Genomic DNA, 20,829 nt, shown 5'->3' with positions numbered 1-20,829 from the left:
ATCAAAATTAAGCATAGAAGTTGAGAAGTTCAAAACAAAGCCAACGGAATTCAAACAATTCTCATTCCTAAGAGTTTAAACATAGGTATTCCATGGTTTCAATGTTAAGTTTTGCTTGTTCGTTTTAAAATATGATGGTGACATACGGAAAATGTATATATTTGACAGCTAATTAACGCATTAACATAATAACGGCAAGTGAATGGGTTTAGCCAGCATTGCATCATACATCTCATTTAACTATCGTCATGTATTTACATTCCGCTTAGGGAGATACCTTATAATTTTTTCACATAAGTGATATTTTATGTTTTTACAACAGGGAGAGAAAACCGCTCTGGTAAAGTCTGGACGAACGGTTACATATAACGAGTTAGGGAAGAAGGTACAATTATATTCTTCCTTATATAGGGCAACGATAACCCATAAGGTAGGTATCTTCTCTGAGAATCGCGAAGGGTGGGTTTATGGTTTTTATTCGGCTTGGAACAATGACGCTATTGTGGTTCCGGTTGATTTTATGAGCACGGTTAATGAAGTGGCCTACATTTTAAATGATTGTAAACCGGAGGTGGTGTTTGTTTCGAAGGGAAAACTGGATGATTTGCAAGCCGCTACCAAGCAGTTGGATTATTCGCCCAAAGTGTTTGTAATTGATGATTATGAAGAATCCAATGCGGACGGTTTTTCCGAATTTCCAATCCTGGAATTTAAAGATGAAAAAACTGCGGTAATCATATATACTTCAGGTACCACAGGAACGCCTAAAGGGGTTATGCTTTCATACGCAAATCTCCTGGCTAATATGCAGGCAGTATCCAAAGATGTTAATATTTATCAGGCGGATGACAGGGTTCTGATGTTGCTGCCGTTGCATCATATTTTTGGACTTGTTGGAAATATGATATTACCCATGCACATGGGAGCGATGGCGGCAATTCCCCCATCCATGGCTTCTGAGGACATTATAAAAACATTACAAGACAATAGAATTACGCTTTTACTTGGGGTTCCAAGATTGTTTTCGGCTATACATAAGGGGATTAAAGATAAAATTAACAAGAGTAAAGTAGCCGGGACTTTGTTTGCATTAGCAGAGAAAATAAATTCGCGAGCGTTTTCTAAATTTGTTTTTGGTGCTGCCCATAAAAAGTTTGGGGGTTGTATTCGCTTTATGATTTGTGGAGGAGCTGCGCTTGATCAAGCCGTAGGGAAGGACTACAAAATATTAGGGTTTAACGTGCTCGAAGGATATGGTATGACAGAAGCATCGCCCATGATTACCTTTACCCGTCCGGGACATATTAAAGTAGGTTCTCCCGGTTTCGTTTTACCCAAATGTGAAGTGCAAATACGTGACGGAGAAATTGTGGCCAAAGGCGAAAACATAATGAAAGGATATTATAACCGACCGGAGGAAACAGCTGAGGTAATGAAAGATGGATGGCTGTATACCGGTGATTTAGGGCACTTTGACAAAGAAGGTTTTTTGCATATCACCGGCCGTAAAAAGGAGATCCTGATTCTATCGAACGGTAAAAATATTAATCCGGTTGAGATTGAAATGAAACTGGAACATTATGCTGCTTATGTTGAGGAATTAGGGGTGTACCAATCGGGCGATCAGTTTAAAGCCATTGTTGTGCCATCCAACGAATTAAAAACACGGTTTTCGGATGCGCATGAATTACACCAGCAGATTAAATGGAAGGTTTTTGATGAGTATAATAAGAGTTGTTCATCCTATAAAAAAGTAACAGATTTTACGGTTTTTGATGGAGAGTTACCCAGAACCCGATTGGGTAAAATCCGACGCTTCAAACTGGCTGATTTAGAAAAGGTAGAAGAAATAGAAGAAATAGCGGAAGTAAAGATAGAAAGCCGGGAGTTCAATATTATATCAGAATACCTGACTCAGGAAAAGGGTAAAAAGGTTCTTCCTCAACACCATCTGGAGATGGATTTAGGTTTAGACTCCTTGGATAAGGTGAGTTTGCAGGTATTCTTGAAATCATCATTTGGAGTAGATGTTGACCCAAGTGAGTTAGTAAGGTTTAAAAGTGTTTTGCATCTGAGCGAATTCATTCAGGAACACCGCAGTAAAATGGAGGTGGAGAAGATTGATTGGACCCATATTCTAAAAGAAAAGGTTCATCTCTCGCTTCCAAAAACGTGGTTTACAGGCAGGACACTGGTTAAGGTGTCCAAAGCATTCTTCAGTTTATATTTCCGTCTGAAAGGAAAGGGATTAAAGAATATTCCGGATGAGCCATGCATTATTGCACCGAATCATCAAAGTTATTTCGATGGTTTGTTCGTGGCCTCCTTTTTACGGAGCAAGGTTATTAAGAATACCTATTTTTATGCCAAGGAAAAACATGTGAGCAAACGTTGGCTCAAGTTTATTGCCAACCGCCATCATGTTATTGTAATGGATTTAAACAAAGATTTGAAAGAATCCATCCAAAAACTGGGTGAGGCCTTAAAGAAAAAAAAGAACCTGATTATTTTCCCTGAGGGAACACGTACCAAGACAGGTAAAATTGGTGACTTTAAGAAGACTTTTGCCATTTTGAGCCGGGAACTGAACGTTCCTATTGTGCCAGTATCCATAAAGGGTGCGTATGATGCCTTACCTAAAGGGAGTAAATTCCCCAGGCCATTTAAAAAGGTGATAGTCGAGTTCTTAGAGCCTGTTATGCCGGGTAAAGAAACTTATGAAACTATTTCCAATGCGGTACACAATAAAATTAGCAAGAAGCTGGCGGTGAATCCTGTTAATCTAGATGAGAGCGTTCGGTGATAGGGGAAGAAAATCGATTGTATTGAAGTGAAAAAAATAGTTATGTCAGAATAAGGGAGGGATTCATATGTGGACCCCTCCTTTGTTTTGAGTTTAAACCCGCAATATGCATTAGAAATCCTGTTACGCAATTAAACTACTTCAAAACAAGGCGTTTCACAGAGTTGCTTCAACTCACCAGAACGATGCTATGCCTCGTTTCAGCAACTCCTTGTTTTATCGTATTTTAAATACTTATTACGTACCTCTAATACATAATCCGGGTTAAATTCAATGCGGTAAGAAAGTGATTCCGTGTTTTCCACATATTTGGGCTACCTTTTCAAAATCAGGCTTCCCGGGTTCAAGATTTGCCAGCTCCTCGAACATTTTTTCTATTCCTGCAGGAAAAGCACTTGTAATCATTTGGGCCATTTCAGTCCCTACTACATTCCACGCATGTGGGATGTTTTTTGGGGCAAAGGCCATGTCTCCGGCATTTAACACACTTATTTCGCCATCGACCATTATTTCAACACTCCCTTTGATAACCCTGAATATTTCGTCTTCATTGGTATGGATATGAGGCGGAATCCCAACTCCAGGTCCAACATTGTCAACCCATTCAACAATTTGGTTGTTCGTGTCGCTCCCTAATAATTTATGTGTTTGAATATCACCAATCACATTGAGAACATCTCCTTCTTCTCCTCTGATAATTTTGGGATTTAACACTTTATCCATCTTGTTTTCAACTGTGGTCATTTGACTGCTTGCTAACATTGGTGCAACCGCCAATCCTAATCCCATTCCGGTTTTCTTTAAAAAAGTCTTTCTGTCCATATTTCAAGTTTTACTTAATTAGCAATTAGATCCTTCAAATATATCGCCTTGCCATTTTCCACGTTTATTTGGGAAATGTCAGTACCTAGGGTGCCTGATACACCCCATATAAATGGCCTTTGAATATCTGTAACAGTTAATTGTTTTAGCTAAGATAGAAGGAACGCGGTTAGATGTAAATGTGATAATGGGGGTAAAACCTTAGAATTTGGAAACCTTTACACTTTTCTGTACTCGGAAGGCGAGTAGCCGATATGATTTTTGCAGAAAGAGCTGAAATAATCGGGTGAGGAAAAACCTAGTTCGTAGGCAATTTCTTTGGAGGGCTTGTCGGTAAATTTCAGTGCATGGCGGGTTCGCATGACAAGTTGTTCAATAATCAAACTTTTTGCATTTACCCCCAGTACTTCGCGTATGCATTCGTTTAAATAAGTGGATGATATATTCAGTATTTTGGCATATTCATTCACCTTTTGTATTTCGGTCACATGTTTGCTCAAGAGCCTCTTGAATTTATATACCAAAGTAGCTTTACTGTTGTGGTTGTCAATGGTCGATTTGATGTTGCACTGTCCATCACAATAGATAAAAAAAGTATTTATCAATGCCAGTATGGCATCTTCCTTATGATTCAAATTTGTAGTCAATAATTCATCCAACATTTCCAAAACAGCTTGTACCCTAATTTCGATACCCGGAGCCAATTGAGTTTTGTGTATGGTATCAGAATGCAAAATCCGGGCTTCATTTATTTTCAGTTTGTTCAGGAATGGCTCGTTCAGCACGTTATCTGACAGGTACATCACGTATCCTTTGGAAGAAATGTCGTCCCCGGTTAAAATTTTCCATTGATATTTGGGATTCAGAAAAAATAAGGTGTTTGAGATGTATTCATAGAAAACCCCATCAATCAATAATCCATCTATTGTTCCGGTTATCCAAATGATCGAATAGTAATTATTCTTTGGTTTGGATATTTCGTGTTGAACAATTTTTGATATTTTGATTTCGTTGTTTATCATCCAAGATTAAGTTTATCGATTTATTCATATGTTCCAACATATGTAAGCATTTGAAAACTTGAAAACGGCTCCGTTTGTTACAAGCAATTTTAATATATGTGTAATTAAAAGCTTTTATCCTAACAACTTAACATTTGTTGTAGTAAATTGTTTTGCATGTCGGTAAGTATGTCGCTACTAAGTGTTTTCCATTTTATTATAACTGACATTTCCCATGTCTTTTAGGCAGCACTTAAAAGTTGCATTTCTATTAGCCTGAAGATTTTATTGTCCTCTGGCTTATTTTTAATCACATTGGTAATCAACTCATTAAAATCACCATCGATAAACTCAGCGATTACACGCAGTAGTTCAAGGATAAATCCCCATATTCTCAGAGATATGGTAAGTTCAGTGGCATTATCGCATACATGGTCAAATAAACCACCCATAGATTCGTATGCATCGTATCTCTTGGCTAAACTAAATACATTGTATTCGATCATGGCTAACGATACATCTGCTATTTGTGCATCAAAGTCTTGGGACTTCGATTTTCCCAAAGCGAAGTATTGTTTTGATTCTTTGAAGAATACTTCTATACTCCATCTGATACTGTATACTTTATAATCTTTTAGTATCCCAAGTTTTGTATTGGATGTTGCCAACAAGTGCCACTTTCCCCGTTTGCTTGTTTTGCAGAAAAACAATTTTAAAGGTATTGATTTATATTCGACTTGCACCTCAGCACAAAATAGGTTTAATGCTTTCTCCTTTCTGATCTTTTTTCTGCGCTTGAGGAGTTGAGCAAGTTCTTTAGCTGTGTATGGTTCACCCTTAAAGCTATATTTTGCTTTTGCCATTTTTACCATACCAACTACATGAATACCTGTCTTTAACGACAGAACAGACTTTAATATTGATTCACAGAAAAACCAACTATCCATTAGCACATATTGTACATCCATCTTTTGTTTGACAGCTCTTTTAATCATTGAAATAGCTATGGATATTTTATCATCTTTTAGTTCTTGCTCACGTAAATAACCAAAGGAAGCCTTTTCTCGTTTCTTTCTATATTGTGCTTTCTTTTGTTTAGGGGTCAAACCATATGGTGTTTTCTCATTCTTACCCTTTTCTTTATGTAGACTAAAATCGAGTGAGAATAAACTTTTACCATCCCAATAACCAAGAAAGAGACCTTTAAATCCCCAGAATCTACAATGTTTTACATGTGACCATATCTTGCCAACATGTTCTGTTTTGTAGGTTGATTTTTCAAAATCAGTGTCGTCTATTATCAGACACTTTTCAAATTCTTTGTTCGGTGAAACTAAACCTTCTGTCTGTTTTAATAACTTGATGTTGCATTTGTTCAAGAGGCTACGACAGTTAATGTTATTATCATTCTTAAGTCTATAAAATGTATTCTTACTTGCTTCTATACTTTGTGATAATGGATGTTTAGTATACCTATATACATTGGTCAATGAGTGTAGAGGAAACAATAACAACGCCAACAACAAATCCCCTTTACGAAAGGTAGACTGTGGCATATGTTGAACCCCAAGACTCAATCTGTTCAAATGTAAGGACCTGTATAGTTCCATTATCCTGTAAATTCCTTTTTCACTTGAAGTAAAAAAGCTATTTGTCTCTGAGAAAACTTTTGTACTTTTATTCTGTAGCATGGTTGTTTTTATTAATATCGCACCATTAAGATACTGAATATTAATGGATTAATAAAATATACCATGCTTCTTTTGACTTGATTCTCAATGTTTTATTACACGTGGGAAACATCAGTAAACATTACTTAAACCCGCCATATGCTTTTCTGTAAGGTTTGGGTGTATGTTTTCGGGTATTGGTTATGTGGATCACTTTTCGTTAAATTATGAAGTATAGCCATCCCCACTTGTTTTTGTTGTTCAATCAGATCTATATCGAATATAATTTTCTTGCTAAGCTTGCAATCATCACGAATCCTCTGATAGGCATTCAACAAGCATCCATCGGGATCCATCCATTCCAGGTGTCCGGGTTGTATTTTTCGCTATTGATATCTTTTTCAATGGTATATTCCGGGAGTGCGCCTTTTACCCAGATTAGTATGGTCATAGCCTATATTTAAAATCCTGGCTTCCGGGATCCAATCTTTTAAGATTTTAAAATGATAAAATCAGTCGTCCGTTCAAGTACCGTTTCCGAATCCACAACTTTATCTACAAATTTTTGGTGTTCAGCTTTGTGTTCAGCAAACACTTCAAAGCTATATTTCTGAAAGAAAGCTTCTTCGGTTTCAAAATAAACAACGGTATCTTTTTTCATTTCTTTAATGAGCATGGCCATAAGCACATAATTGGTTTTTTCGCAATCATAGCATAAAAACCATTGATCATATACACAAGTTTCCTGTGGTAATGAGCAATACTATCAATATTCAACTTTAGGCCGTTTGTCCACTTTATTAGTGACCTTTTTATAATTTATAAGATTGTTTATTTAAGGATCCTGTCACTACCACTTCCCTCCAAAAGTTTTCTGGTTAAACTTTATAGATCATAGGCACAAGAAAAGCTGAAGCTAATGAGATTAAAATTTAGTCGAATATTTTTGGGTTTATGTTTATGATGCCTCAAAAAACCAATGTAAAAGTAAATGTAAAATAATGGGAGCATCCTCCTACAGCTGATCAAGTTCACTTTTCACCAAACCTTCCACTTCTGCTGTTAATTCTTTTGAATCTCTTCCTTTGGGATCTATTGCGGGTAAGGCCGTAAAAGTTAGTTTTGTTCCAAAATTTAAAGGGAAATTTCCATATTTGGTCAATTCGCTGTTTCCGTCAATCACAAATGGAACGATCAAGGCCGATGGTGATGTTTTTACAAGCGCTGCAATTCCGGGATGCTGGAATTTTTTTAGCTTTCCGGTTTTACTTCTGGTTCCTTCCGGGAAAATGCTGGCGCTGTATTTTTCTTTCTCGATATGTTTGCCCAGTTTGGCAATTTCCATCATCGATTGTCTTCCGTTCTTTCGGTCGATTAATGCGGAGCCACTGTGTCTCAGGTTGTACGAGATGCTTGGTATTCCACTGCCCAATTCTTTTTTGGAAACAAACTTGGGATGGTGTTTTCTGAACCCCCACACGATAGGCGGAATATCGAAGGTGCTTTGATGATTGGATACGATGATGAGCGGACAATCTTGAGGTAAGTTTTCAAATCCCACAAACTTGATACGGGCACCTACTATTCGCAAGCCATACAACAACAGGAAATTGAGGATGTCCACCGACTTTTTTCTTAGTGGGTAGCCTCCTATAAAATTGCAACCAACCTGAATTACATGGAAGATAAGCAGTAATACACCAAAATAAATCCAATAAATAGTGGACAAGAAATAGGATAGGATTTTCATCATACAAGTATTCTTTAATAGGGCACAAAGGAACAATAAATAGAGTAATTAATTTCTATAATGATGAACAAAATTTTACATTGCAGCTTTTAATAATAATAAAATATACAAAAATATCCCAATTGATCAGGTTCAACAAGATAAGGGTACAGCTGCAATTGACAATGGGTTTGCTGATCGTATTCACAATTGGGGCCTTAGGGATTTTCCATTTTAATACGGTAAAAAGATCCTTGCTGAATGACTACCGCGAGAAACATTTTTATACCGTACTCGAGGCTTCCAAGAGTTCCTTTCAATCTATACTTCAAAAAGCTATCGAAACGTCGGAATTATTAGCTGAGGATCCTACCATTGTATCATGGTTTAAAGGTAAGGAGAAAGATGATGATCTTAAACAGCTGGCACTTCAGCGGCTGGATTATCTTTACAAGAATTATAAATACTCTACCGTATTTGCTGTGAGTAATCTAACAAATAACTATTGGAAGGAAGGGTTTGAATTAATGGATGTTATATCGGAAGAAGATAGTGATGATTGTTGGTTTTTTGAAGGTCTGGAAAATAAAATTAAAACCACATTAAACTTTGATTACAATCGCGAACTCAACAAAACGGTATTGTTTGTAAATGTATTGATGGGCGATTTGGAAGATCCTCTTGGTATAGCCGGGGTAGGAGTGAATCCATCTGTGTTGATTGATGAATTTAATAAGCATAAAATATCAGAAAACACTATTTTATGGCTCGCAGATGAAAAGGGGAAGGTTTTAATTTCGGAACGGGTTGATCAAATAAACAAGCCTTTGCAGGATTATTTGCCTGAACAGGTTGTTCATAATATAATTGAGAATGGTAATGCATCTGTAATTTCCGAGGCCGTGATCAATAATAAAAAAGTGGAAGTTGCTTTTATGCCAATTGCAACTACCCGGTACAAGCTGGTTGTTATGGTACCTGATGAAGAACTGGTTCCGGTTTTAAGGTTGATAGAGCAGCAAACCCTGATGTTTAGTGTGGTGTTTTTATTGATAACATTGGTTGTGGTGAGCATATTATCGCGCACTATAACCTTGCCCTTACTGCGACTGAAAGTTCAGAGTGAATCTCTTGCCGAGGGAAGGCTCGATTATGAGCCGGATCCGGCATTGATTAAGAGAGTGGATGAGATAGGCGTACTGGCCAAGACATTTGATGGTATGCGAAAACAATTGAGCGAGGATATCATCGAGATGAATAAACTCAATGAACGGCTGGTTAATGAGAAAAATCATCTAAAAGAGACGAATCAACAATTGAATAAGGCGCTGGCCAGCGCTTCTGAAAGCGAGCGACTCACACAGTCTTTTCTGGCTAATATCAGTCATGAGATTCGTACTCCCATGAACAGTATTATGGGATTTTCGGAGCTAATTGAGGTTACAGAAGTTGGATCAAACGATTATAAACAATATGCAAGTCTGGTTGTCAAGAGCGGACAACAGCTTTTGTCTATTTTAGATAGCATCATTAATTTATCAAAGATCGAATCGGGTGTTTTAAAACCTAGTTGGGGAAGGATTAATATTTCAGTATTGGTAAAGGAGACCTATGAAATTTACCACGTGTTGGCTAAGAACAGAGGGTTAAAAATGGTTCTGAGTCTTGAACGGAACGAAAAGGATTTGGAGATTCATACAGATGCTATTTTACTTCAACAAGTACTAAATAACCTTATTCAAAATGCAATAAAATACACTAATGAAGGATTTGTTAAAATTGGTTGTTACGAAAAAGAAGACCAATTGATTATATACGTTGAGGATACGGGCATAGGAATGTCATTAAAGGACATGGAGTATATTTTTGAGCCTTTCAGACAAATAGATAATATACACTCCAAAAAAACGGTGGGGGCTGGCCTTGGACTGGCTATTGTGGATAAAATTGCAAAAATATTAGGTGGAACAATTGAGGTTAGTTCCCAGCCTAAAAAAGGTTCGAGGTTTACCGTGAAACTACCAAGAAGTTGAACTAAAAATAAAATTGTATTCCAGCAGACAATACATGGTAGCTTTCATCCAAAAGTTTCGTGTCAATGTCAGCCTCTAGCATAAAAGTCATATTTCTTTTTAAATCAACTTCAAAGTTTATAGGAATCCAGAGTGGAGCCTTATTTTCGCCATCCATAAAAATAATATCCATATCTAAACCAGATGTTAACCGGGCTGATTGGTTTAAGGGAATAGTAAGCAAACCTGTGAGGTCAAGTCCAAGATCGTTGTTAAAGCTGTGAAACCCTGTAGCAACGGATAAATTCCTTTTTAACGCAAATTCCAGATCGGCTCCAAGGTATGTGTTTTCGCTAAATACATTAAACCTTAAGCCTAAATCTACCCCCGATGCCAGGCCATAACCGGCTTGTATAAACAGGAAATATTCTTGAGCTCCTTCATTTACAATAACCGCCGGCATAATTCCGACATTGAATTTCTTTGTGGAAAGTGTTTGTGCAGTGCCAAATATCTGGGCATTTATGGTTATAGCCAAAAATAGAATGGCTGAGGTCAATAATAATTTTTTCATGGTGTGTGTTGATGTTAGTTTGTGTATTATATTCTGAAAATAAATATTTACAGTTAGTCAATGAGGTTGATTTTATTTATTGATCGTATTCATGATAAAATTGGCAATTGATTTATCGGAAGAAAAGAGAACGCCATGCTGGTTCATAAAAGTAGATTCGTTCGAATTTAAATCAAGTGGTTGACCTTTGAAGTCACCTGCTATTAACCCTAGTTCAGTAAAAATACATGTAGTTGCGGCAAAGTCCCAAATACTGCCTCCTCCGACTTCTTTTTTGGGGAGCTTGAAGTAACAAGAGGGACTGTTTTCCATTACCCAAATAGAATTCATCGCTGCTCCACCGTGGTTGATACACTTGAATTCAACACAACCAATGGATTGGCTATATTGTTCTAATTTTGCTTTTATTTCATCAAATTTTTTGTGTTTGGTAAAACTCCTGTCTGTGATAAACGAAAAAATTCCTGAAGAATTGTTTAGAGCTAACTTTTGGTTGTTTTTGAATGCTCCGGTTCCTTTTGTGGCATGATAAAGATTCTTTTTAACGGGATCAAAAACAACACCGATGAGTGGGTCGCCATCTTTTGAAACCAGCGCTATGGAAACGGAATAACCATCCTTGCCTTCGGTAAAAGATAAGGTTCCATCCAAGGGATCGATACACCAGAATTGATCCTTCTCGAAACGGGACTTATCGTCGGTAGCTTCTTCCGTCAACAAGCCTAGGTTGTATTTTTTTATTGTAGGGGTAAGGTGTCTTAGGATAAGCTCCTGGCTTTTTATGTCCACCTCGGTAACCACCTGCGAAGCTAAACTTGTGCCGCCGGAAACTTTATGGAGGCCGGATTCAACAGGTTTCCGGTTTACTTTTACCTCTCTGTGGGCATACGTAGAAATCAACTCGCCGGCTTCTTTTGCCGCAAGGATAGCAGTATTGCAAAGTGTATTTAAGTCTTGCTCAGATAAATTCATTGCGCACTCGGTAATAATTATTAATGGGAGTTCATAGTCGGTTTAAACGGAATACTGATTACTACTTAGGACTAACTTCTCTTACTGTGAACTGTTGTCGTAATGCGACCTCTTTTTTCAGTTCTCATCGCTTGGTGCTTAGGCCTTCTAGCACCAGCCTGCTTATCCTTTCGCTATAACTGTTGATTTTCCAATGTCCGGGGCTCCACCCTTTCAGGAAACGGTGAAAATCGGTCCAGGCGACAGGGTATAACGCACGCCACTCATTTTCCAGTTCTTCAAAGTCAACCATTTTACCATTGTTTTTCAGCGCAATTAGCAGCTCTTTAAAATAAAAATCCAGCACCCGCTGTTCGTACTTCTCGCAATCGTCCTCGTACATGCAGCTACCAATAAAGTAGGCTACGTCTTTCATTCCACAACCGCCACCCACATACTGAAAATCAACTGCTGCTACTTGTTTGCCATCTTCAGAAAAACAAAAGTTAGCCAGTTTGGCATCGCCATGTACGAATGTCAGGTATTTCGCCCCGTTTAGCTTTTCATCTATTAGGGGAGCAGCATCTTTTAAAACCTGATCACCCATGATCTCTAGCTCGTCGGGGCGGGTGTCCAAATGCCAATAGGTTCCAATTTCCCATAGTCCCTCAGGTTTTTCGTTTAAAAAAGTAGCGTGGAAATGAGCCAGCCAGCTTAAGCAAGTTTCTACCTCCTGCCACGAAACGGTTGTTAGCCTTTCACCGAAACCGGAGGCATCCAAATCTTCCATTAGCATAAAAACTTCATGGTTTTTAGATTCTATGGTATAGATTTGAGGAACCTTACAGTTGAAGTTGCACTTGCTGGCAAAGTTTTGGTACCATGCCGTTTCCACTTCATACGATTTTACCTTGCGGAGATGCGAGTAATCCGTATTCCAACCTCGGGGATGTTTTTTCTTGTTGGGCATTTTAACATGCTTCGCAACCACACTTTTCAAGTTACAGTTTTCTAATCCTATTCGTACTATGCTTCCATAGCCGCTCCAAAGGCTTTGTATTTCTTCCAGAACATGTAAGTCGCTAGCTCCAGTGGCCAGAAGTGTTATATCTTTATAATGTTGATTCATGTTTAAGTTTTGAATGCACAAAGATAATATACTAAATAGAATTGTCTTAATGTTGTGGTTACCCACCGGCAGGCGGGGAGCCATGATATTATCAAGTAAAACCATAGTAACGAAAAAAATAGTTTTCAAAACGAAAAAAATAGTTACATTTGTTTTGTCAACATTATTCATGGTACAAAAAATTAAATAATGAGCTTACAAAAAATCACAAAACGCGAGGAAGATGTGATGAAGATTCTTTGGAAAGCAGGAAAGGGCTTTGTTAAGGATTTGCTGGCAGAGCATCCAGAACCAAAACCGCATTATAATACGTTCAGTACTATAATCAGAGGCTTGGAGGATAAAGGATATGTTTCGCATAAACCTTATGGAAATACACATGAATACTATCCTGCGGTTACCAAAGAAGAATACCGTAAAACGTTTGTTAAAAACGTAGTGTCCGATTATTTTGAATCATCTTATAAAAATGTGGTTTCCTTTTTTGTTAAAGAAGAGAAACTTAATGTGGATGATTTAAAAGAACTCATAGATCTTATTGAAAAGAAAAAAGAATAGTAATGACTGCGTTTTTTGAGTTTCAGCTTAAAGTAGGCGGCGTATTGGCACTGATGGCACTGATATATCTGTTGTTTTTATCCAGAGATACTTTGTTTCAACGAAACCGTGCCTGGTTGCTTGGTAACCTTATTGTACCATGGATAGTGCCGTTGATGGCTATGCCGGTTCAGTTAAAAGAGTTTTTCTTTGGAAAAGAGCAGTTTGTTCAAAATACCCCAATACAAGAATTTGTAATCACTAATTATGTTGTTAACCCAGGCGTTTTGCCAGCTGTCCAAGCTAAAACAATGCATTGGCAAACTGTTCAATGGGTACTATTTGCATTGGTAGCATTAGTGTTATTGATGAAGTTGGCAATAGGCTGTTTTTCTGTTTTAAAACTCAGAAACAATTCCATTAAAAGTAATTATAAAGACGTAAGACTGAGACTACTTAAAAACGTTTCCATTGTTCCCTTTTCTTTTTTCAGAACCATTTATGCACCAAAAGAAATTGAACGCCAAAAAGATTATCAATTGATTTTGGAGCATGAATCTGCACATTGTAAACAGTTACATTCTATAGATATTGTGTTAGCCGAACTGGTGTTGTTATTTCAGTGGTGGAACCCTTTTGCATGGTGGTTACGAAAGTTAATTGCTCAGAACCATGAATATTGTGTTGACAGCAGCATGCTTAAAAAAATGAATGAACCCAGTAAATACCAATACTTGTTGGTGAACTTGTTATCGGCTAATCCCTGTTTGCATTTGGTGAATAGTTTTAACGGTAGTTTTACCAAAAAAAGAATTATCATGATGAATAAAAATAAGTCAAATCATATTCTGAATAGATTAAAATTAATACCGGTATTTGTTTTGCTGTTGGCAGGCGTTTCTGCTTTTACCAATCCGGAAAAAACAGCTGTGGATAGATATAATATTCAGGACAAACCACTTACTGAAGACCCATCAAAAGTGTTTGTTAAGGTTTTTAATGATGCAGACGCTGCAATAGATTCTGTCAAACAAGTAAAAGTAAGAGTTGTTAAAACCTTAGAAGTAGATTCTTGTAAAGATGTTGAAGTAGAAAATAGTACAGACGAAGTTGTTAGTGTATATGGCTTTACTGCTTCGGATAGTATTGTGATACATGGCAATAATAAATTGGGATTACATGGCGATGTGGATTTTAAAGTCGCCAAAGCAGGTCAGCCGCCACTTGTAATTATCAATGGAGAGGAAACTACGGTTGAAGTGTTGAATCATATAGAGGCTGAAAATGTTGAGGAGGTTATTGTTATCAAAGATGATGAAGCGGAGAAGTTATATGGCGATAAGGGTAAGAACGATGTTATCATAGTGAAGAAAAAGGAGTTCAATGGAGATTCAGCCAACGTGGAAGTACAGGTTCGAAAAGCCAAAAACATTCATGCAAATCACCCTCTTGTTAAGCTTGATAAAGGGAAAATGGGCGAATCTCTTTTAGTGATTATTAACGGAGAAGAAAAAACTGTATCAGATTTGAATGGTTATGATCCTTCTTCATTTGAGAGTATTTCGGTTCTTAAAGATGCATCAGCAGTTAAGATATATGGAGAAAAAGCCAAAGATGGGGTAATGATAATTACTTTAAAAGGTGATGATGTAGAACATATCAATAAGTACAAAAAAGAAAAGTACATCATTCATGCACATGAGAAATTGCCAATGGATAAATCTAAAAAGAATAGCCAGGTTAATGACAAGCTATTATATATGATAGATGGTAAAATAGTATCGCAAAAAGAAGTTAATATACTGGATCCTGAGAAAATAGATAAAGTAGAAGTGCTAAAGGGGGAAAAAGCAAAAGAAGAATACGGAAACAAGGCCAGGCATGGGGTTGTAAAGATTACCACTAAAAAATAATGAAACGCTCGCAAAGTCATGCTGATGTTCTCGCGAAGTTTCGCTGATAAAAACACAAAACCTCGCAGGAAAATAAATCTGCGGAACACCGCCTTTTGCTTTGCGTTCATCTACGAGAAATAATACCTTTGATCGTTCATTAATGCTGGCAAATATGTTAGAAATCGTTTATCAGGACGAGTATTTTGTGGCTATCAATAAACCTCACGGATTGTTGGTGCATCGTAGTCGGATAGCTGCAGATGCAGAAGAGTTTGCCTTGCAGTTAGTCCGTGACCAACTCCGTAGAAAAGTTTTCCCCATCCATCGTTTGGACCGAAAAACCTCGGGCATACTGGTATTCGCATTTGCTGGCGAAGTGGCCAGTAAATTGCAAGCTGTTTTTGAAAGCGATGAAACACAAAAGAAATATTTGGCGATAGTTCGGGGTTATTTCCCTGATGAAATATCGGTTGACTACCCACTGACCAACGACCGTGGCAAAACACAAGAAGCCATTACCGTTTTTAAAACATTAAGAAGGTCTGAATTAGATATCCCCTTTGGTAAGTTCATTACTTCGCGTTACTCTCTAATTGAAGCCTATCCTAAAACAGGTAGGATGCATCAAATCCGTAAGCATCTGAACCATTTGCGTCATCCAATTATTGGCGACCGCCCCCATGGTTGTAACAAGCAAAACAAACTGTTCAAAGAGCGTTGGGGTATGACTACCATGATGCTGCATGCAAGTGAACTGAAATTAACGCATCCTATAACGAAAGAACCATTGTTTATTAAGGCGGAAATGTTTGAGACTTTTAAAGAAATGATAAAGGTTTTGGAGTTGGTTTAACCCGCATTGTGCATGTTCTAATGCATATTGCGGATTCAACGGTATGTATGGAGGTAACCCTGTAAAATCCCTGTTAAAACTATACTTTATATTTTTGAATAAATGGGGCTAATGTTCTGATATACATATATATTCGTACGCTAAATTTCTTATTAACACAATTCAATGTGTGTTTAACATTGATTTATGTTGATATATCAAAAGTAAGCCTAATCTAATCTTGATTTACTTGACTTTTTGTATATAAACTAAGAAATTAAGGATAATGAGACTACTTTCTCTTTTGTTGTTTAACAATTAAATCCTTCCGTTATGAAACATACTTTTACCCTGATTGTCATTTTATTCTTTTTTTTGATTTCGGGACAAACTAGAGCAGCGGATTTCGGTGGTACCGTTTCGGCTAATACTACCCTTACCCTGGCCAACAGCCCTTATAATATCATTAGCAATGTAACCGTTAATCCGGGAATAACATTAACTATCGAATCCGGTGTTGAAATACGGATGGGAAGTAATCTCTATTTTCATGTGAGGGGAACCCTGAATGCTACGGGAGTAACTTTTACAGCAAATACAGCGACTCCTTCTCCAGGATATTACGACGGTATTTATGTCAGTTATTCAGGATATGCTGAGTTCGGAGATGTTAACATGGATGGTTGTACCATTGAATACGCTCGCCAGATGCATGTCCGGAAAGGTTCAATGAGTTTGGTTAATTGCACCCTCCAGAATTTTAGTGTCTATGGTTTGGATATTTATTCGGCAGGTACGGTTCATCTCGAAAACACCTCCATATCCGGAACACCTTATCCGATATATTTTAGGGATACCAACGGGGGGAATTTTACGGTTGGCCCCAATGTAACACTAACAGGAAATACCAATGATTTCATTTATCTGAATTTCAGGGATATCGATGAGGAGTTTACGATGTACAACCTTGATATCCCTTATTATTTTGATTCGGAACTCAGGATCACAGAATCCGGACAGCTGAATATTGAGCCCGGAGTTCAACTTCAAGGACACAGCAGTGCCTATATAAGTGTTAATGGAAGGATTAATGCTATTGGTGAAGAAAACAATCCAATTGTATTTACGACTCGTTCGGGATATACTTACTGGCGGGGATTCAATATTAACAATACAGCCATTGATTTAGACTGCATATTTAGGAACTGTATTTTTGATAATGCGGCATATAATAGCCGTTCTTATTGTGCTATGTCAATTTTTGATGCGTCACCAACGGTTGATAGTTGTAATTTTAGAAATAATGCTTACAACCTGGAAGTTCATGGACGAAGCTTTCCTGCTTTCTCCAACAATTCTTTTGGTGTATCTAATCAAACAGGATCAACGGCTTATAACATAGCGGTCGACCTTAATGCGGAACCCACGTTCAACAACGATACCTTATATTTTAATAATACAGAAGCCAGAGCCGTGGGTATTCTGGGTAATAATGTGGTTCATAATGGGCATTTGCGGCAACTCGATTTTGTAGGTATTGAAAACATTACCTACTTATTACTGACCAACGTTACCATTACCGAAACGGGATCTTTAACGATTGATCCGGGTATTGTTATAAAAAACGTAAGCAGCAGTTATAATATTTATGCCAATGGTACTTTAACAGGGGTGGGAACTGCGGAAGAACCTATTGTGTTTACGGCCCAAGCCGACGATGCTTATGGTAATCCAGCTGATACCAATAATAATGGAAGCGGTGCAGCGCTCAGTCCGTCTTCAGCTGGAAGAATCCACCTGAACAGTGAAGCGCTTTCAACAATGGATAACTGGCTGCTTAGATATATTGGATACAGTTCAAGCAATTATGGGGTTTATGTTCGAAATAATAACGTTCTAACTAACTCAAAACTAAGCAATAGTTACCGGGCAGTCTATTTTGCAGAAAATGCGCAAATTGTCAACAATCATTTTGAAGATATAAATAGTTATCCCGTTAGCAGATATGTCAACGAAGGCAGTCCGGTACTCATTAGTAACACGCTGGCCAATGCCAATATGAATGGTATACAGATTGTTGGCTTTGCCACGGACACGGTTACCTTGGAGCCCATGGATTTTGCAGGATATACGAATGTAGCCTATGTAATTGAAAACGAAAAGACTATACCGGCCAATGCGATTTGTAATATGGCTCCCGGAACAGTTATTAAATTTCAGCAGTGGGCTAATTTGGTCGTTAACGGAGGTCTGTCTGCTATGGGTACCCCAGCCGAAAAAATTGTGTTTACTTCTATTCATGATGACTCTGCTGCTGGCGATACCAATTTAAATGGAACCAGCAGTGCTCCCGCGGCGGGAAACTGGTATGGTATTGATTTCCGAAACGCTTCTCTCGATAATATTAACCAATTGGCTCATTGCGAAGTTCGTTATTTATATTATGGTATCACCACTACCGACTGTTTTGTGGACATGGAATCCGTACTGATGAATTTTTCTTCCATTAACGGTATGCGAATTTTTGGCAGTGCCAACCCATCTGTAACAAACTGTCAGTTTTATAATTTAAATAGCAATCCTATTTACATGGATATGTTTGCCGACCCCACTTTCTCGGGTAATACGGTAGCCAATGTACCTAGGATTGGAATTAGTCTTCGGGGTCAAGCGGTAACCGGGACAGTTCCGGTTAGAAGTTTTGCAGGTATTGATACTGCCACGTACATCATCGATGAACATATGACAGTTAACGATCATCTGATTATTCCGGCAGGATTAACCTTTAAGTCTAATGCAGATAGAAGATGGTATGTTAACGGCCGATTGGACATTCAGGGAACAGCTACCAATCCTGTAGTGTTCACTTCTTATCAGGATGATACTTATGGTAAGCCGAAGGATTTGGAAGGTAATGGACTAGGAACCCAATATGAGAGAGGTTCGCACATATACTATTATGATGGCAGTGATGATAATAGCACAATAAATTATGCCATTTTCAGATATAGTGAAGATATTCCAATTAAGTGTTATAATGCTTCTCCCACAATTCAAAATACTCGTTTCGAGCAGTTTAATCGAAGTGGGATTTTACTGTCTGGTCTGAGTAGCCCTACGGTTAACAACAATGTATTTAACAATATTGCTTATCCGCTGAGCACTTCGTTGGCTTCATTCCCGGCAGTTCATAGCGGAAACGTTATTTCCGGAACAACCGGCAGAGGAATTAGAATCGTAGACGAAACCCAAACGCAGGATGTTACTGTGAGTAAACAGTCCTTTGCCGGAATCAATAATATTCCATACATCATGGGAACCTATACCATTGGCACCGGTTCAATTGTTACCCTTGATCCCGGAGTGGTATTTAAATTTGTCCAATATGGTTCTTTAAGAGTTTATAAGGGATTGATTGCCCTGGGAACAGCAGGTGAAAAGGTGGTGTTTACAGCCAATACCGACGATTTTTACGGAGGGGATACTTATAATGATGGAGATGCTAGTTTGCCGGGCAGAACACATTGGTATGGTATTTACTTCTATAATGAGGCCATAGATGCAGAGTGCATAATGGAGCATTGTGTCATTAAAAATGCAACATACAGTGCGGGGGGAAATAGTTGGGGAGCCATAACGTGCGATAACTCTTCCCCAACTGTTACCGACTGCTTGTTCGACAGTAATTTCTACGCTGTGGTATCGCGTAATACCTCTCAGCCTTCTATTAGTAATTGCGATTTTATAAACTTTGATCCCAATAATGGATTATCCGTGTACAATATTACATCCGCCAATGTGATTGATGTTCCCAATAGTTGGTGGGGTGATCCTACCGGGCCTTATCACGCAACGCTAAATCCAACAGGCTTGGGTAAGGCTGTTTCCGATGGAGTGACCTTCACCCCATGGAATTCTATACTGGGAAGCCCTGTCCTGGGTGACGTAAGTATGAACGGTGAAATTAAACCTTACGATGCTTCGTTGGTTCTGCAGCATACTGTGGGCAATATAACTTTGGATCCAACACCGCTTAGTGTCGCAGATGTATCCGGAGATGCTACCGTTTCCAGCTACGATGCTTCTTTGATATTGCAATATTCAATAGGACTTATTACCGATTTCAACAATATTCCTCCGCCAGCCGCAGGTTTAAAGTCTGCCGGGCCTTCAAGCGGACTGCATATTAGCGGTACAGATGTTGAAGTTTCCTCTTCTGTGTTTGATATAGCACTACAGCTTTCTGCTCCTGAGTCAGTTAAGGCAGTTGATTTAAAGTTGACTTCTAATCCTGCCCATATCAAACTGCGCGCTGTGGAATCAACCGAATTACCAGGCGGAACAATGCTTGCGAATGGTTACGACGATTCGACCGGAGATATTGCCGTTTCTATGGCATCTGCCCACAGCTTGAATTTGAATCAGACTGTATTGACATTGAAGTTTGAGAGAATTGGAAACGATATTTCAAGCTCGTATATTGAGCTTCTAAGAGCTTCAGCCAACGAAATAATCTCCGATACGCCATTCGAAATCGAGGTTATTTCACCTGTTTCAACAGGCGTCGATTTGAATTATGGAATCGACGATATTAATATGTACTATGCCAATAGTCTTCTGTTCATGGATGTTTCATCTAGCATCGCATTGCCTAATTCAACGGTTACCATAACCGATATGGGAGGTTCTGCTGTACACCAATTTGTTATAGAAGATATTGGATCAGGTCAACATAGCTTTAACTTACCGTTAAGTTCCGGTATTTATCTGATTACTATCAGAAACAAGGATTTTACCGTAACGCAAAAAATTTCGGTTAAGTAAATAGTAATCACTGAAGGCGGGTTGCTTTAACAGCTTCCCTTCCTTCTTAA

At 38.2% G+C, this 20,829-nt stretch carries 14 protein-coding genes; 6 read left to right on the top strand and 8 right to left on the bottom strand.

Features of this window, described 5'->3' with window-relative positions; genetic code table 11:
- The first annotated feature begins 307 nt into the window (after positions 1–307).
- Entirely contained in the window at positions 308–2,803 is a 2,496-nt protein-coding gene (locus tag ACT29I_RS02985; protein ID WP_444792670.1) for an AMP-binding protein, read from the top strand.
- 270 nt (positions 2,804–3,073) lie between these two features.
- Here ACT29I_RS02985 and ACT29I_RS02980 read toward each other — a convergent pair whose 3' ends face one another.
- From ACT29I_RS02980 to ACT29I_RS02960, 5 genes are all read right to left on the bottom strand, one after another.
- Positions 3,074–3,625 (bottom strand): cupin domain-containing protein, encoded by a 552-nt coding sequence (locus tag ACT29I_RS02980; RefSeq protein ID WP_430932257.1) that lies wholly within the window; start codon positions 3,623–3,625, stop codon positions 3,074–3,076.
- Positions 3,626–3,843: 218 nt separating this feature from the next.
- Positions 3,844–4,647, bottom strand: a complete 804-nt coding sequence (locus tag ACT29I_RS02975; RefSeq protein ID WP_430932256.1) for a helix-turn-helix domain-containing protein — start codon at positions 4,645–4,647, stop codon at positions 3,844–3,846.
- Positions 4,648–4,868: 221 nt separating this feature from the next.
- On the bottom strand, positions 4,869–6,236 hold the full coding sequence (locus ACT29I_RS02970) for an IS4 family transposase (RefSeq protein WP_444792782.1): 1,368 nt from the start codon (positions 6,234–6,236) through the stop codon (positions 4,869–4,871).
- A 550-nt stretch (positions 6,237–6,786) separates the two neighbouring features.
- Positions 6,787–6,957, bottom strand: coding sequence for a hypothetical protein (locus ACT29I_RS02965; protein WP_430932251.1), 171 nt, complete (start codon positions 6,955–6,957; stop codon positions 6,787–6,789).
- A gap of 354 nt (positions 6,958–7,311) precedes the next feature.
- On the bottom strand, positions 7,312–8,049 hold the full coding sequence (locus ACT29I_RS02960; RefSeq protein ID WP_430932250.1) for a lysophospholipid acyltransferase family protein: 738 nt from the start codon (positions 8,047–8,049) through the stop codon (positions 7,312–7,314).
- Positions 8,050–8,168: 119 nt separating this feature from the next.
- Here ACT29I_RS02960 and ACT29I_RS02955 point away from each other — a divergent pair, with 119 nt between their 5' ends.
- On the top strand, positions 8,169–10,058 hold the full coding sequence (locus ACT29I_RS02955; RefSeq protein ID WP_444792669.1) for a sensor histidine kinase: 1,890 nt from the start codon (positions 8,169–8,171) through the stop codon (positions 10,056–10,058).
- Between the two features lies 1 nt (position 10,059).
- Here the strand turns inward: ACT29I_RS02955 and ACT29I_RS02950 are convergent, their stop codons facing one another.
- The 3 genes from ACT29I_RS02950 to ACT29I_RS02940 form a co-directional block, all read right to left on the bottom strand.
- Entirely contained in the window at positions 10,060–10,611 is a 552-nt protein-coding gene (locus tag ACT29I_RS02950; protein WP_430932248.1) for a hypothetical protein, read from the bottom strand.
- 72 nt (positions 10,612–10,683) lie between these two features.
- Complete coding sequence (locus tag ACT29I_RS02945; protein WP_430932247.1) at positions 10,684–11,583, bottom strand: 3'(2'),5'-bisphosphate nucleotidase CysQ family protein; 900 nt, start codon at positions 11,581–11,583, stop codon at positions 10,684–10,686.
- 124 nt (positions 11,584–11,707) lie between these two features.
- Entirely contained in the window at positions 11,708–12,691 is a 984-nt protein-coding gene (locus tag ACT29I_RS02940) for an oxidoreductase family protein (protein ID WP_444792668.1), read from the bottom strand.
- 189 nt (positions 12,692–12,880) lie between these two features.
- Between ACT29I_RS02940 and ACT29I_RS02935 the strand changes: the two genes are divergently transcribed.
- The 4 genes from ACT29I_RS02935 (at position 12,881) to ACT29I_RS02920 (ending at position 20,779) form a co-directional block, all read left to right on the top strand.
- On the top strand, positions 12,881–13,249 hold the full coding sequence (locus ACT29I_RS02935) for a BlaI/MecI/CopY family transcriptional regulator (RefSeq protein ID WP_444792667.1): 369 nt from the start codon (positions 12,881–12,883) through the stop codon (positions 13,247–13,249).
- A gap of 2 nt (positions 13,250–13,251) precedes the next feature.
- The gene (locus ACT29I_RS02930; RefSeq protein WP_444792666.1) at positions 13,252–15,141 is read left to right on the top strand and encodes a hypothetical protein; all 1,890 of its coding nucleotides are present in this window, start codon (positions 13,252–13,254) and stop codon (positions 15,139–15,141) included.
- Positions 15,142–15,295: 154 nt separating this feature from the next.
- Complete coding sequence (locus tag ACT29I_RS02925) at positions 15,296–15,976, top strand: pseudouridine synthase (RefSeq protein WP_430932243.1); 681 nt, start codon at positions 15,296–15,298, stop codon at positions 15,974–15,976.
- 312 nt (positions 15,977–16,288) lie between these two features.
- The gene (locus ACT29I_RS02920) at positions 16,289–20,779 is read left to right on the top strand and encodes a T9SS type A sorting domain-containing protein (protein ID WP_444792665.1); all 4,491 of its coding nucleotides are present in this window, start codon (positions 16,289–16,291) and stop codon (positions 20,777–20,779) included.
- Positions 20,780–20,829 lie beyond the last annotated feature (50 nt).

The sequence above is a fragment of the Saccharicrinis sp. GN24d3 genome (genome assembly GCF_052400645.1).
Lineage (GTDB): Bacteria > Bacteroidota > Bacteroidia > Bacteroidales > Marinilabiliaceae > Saccharicrinis.
Note: the sequence above shows the minus strand (reverse complement) of the source record. Positions and strands in the feature narration are given on the sequence as shown.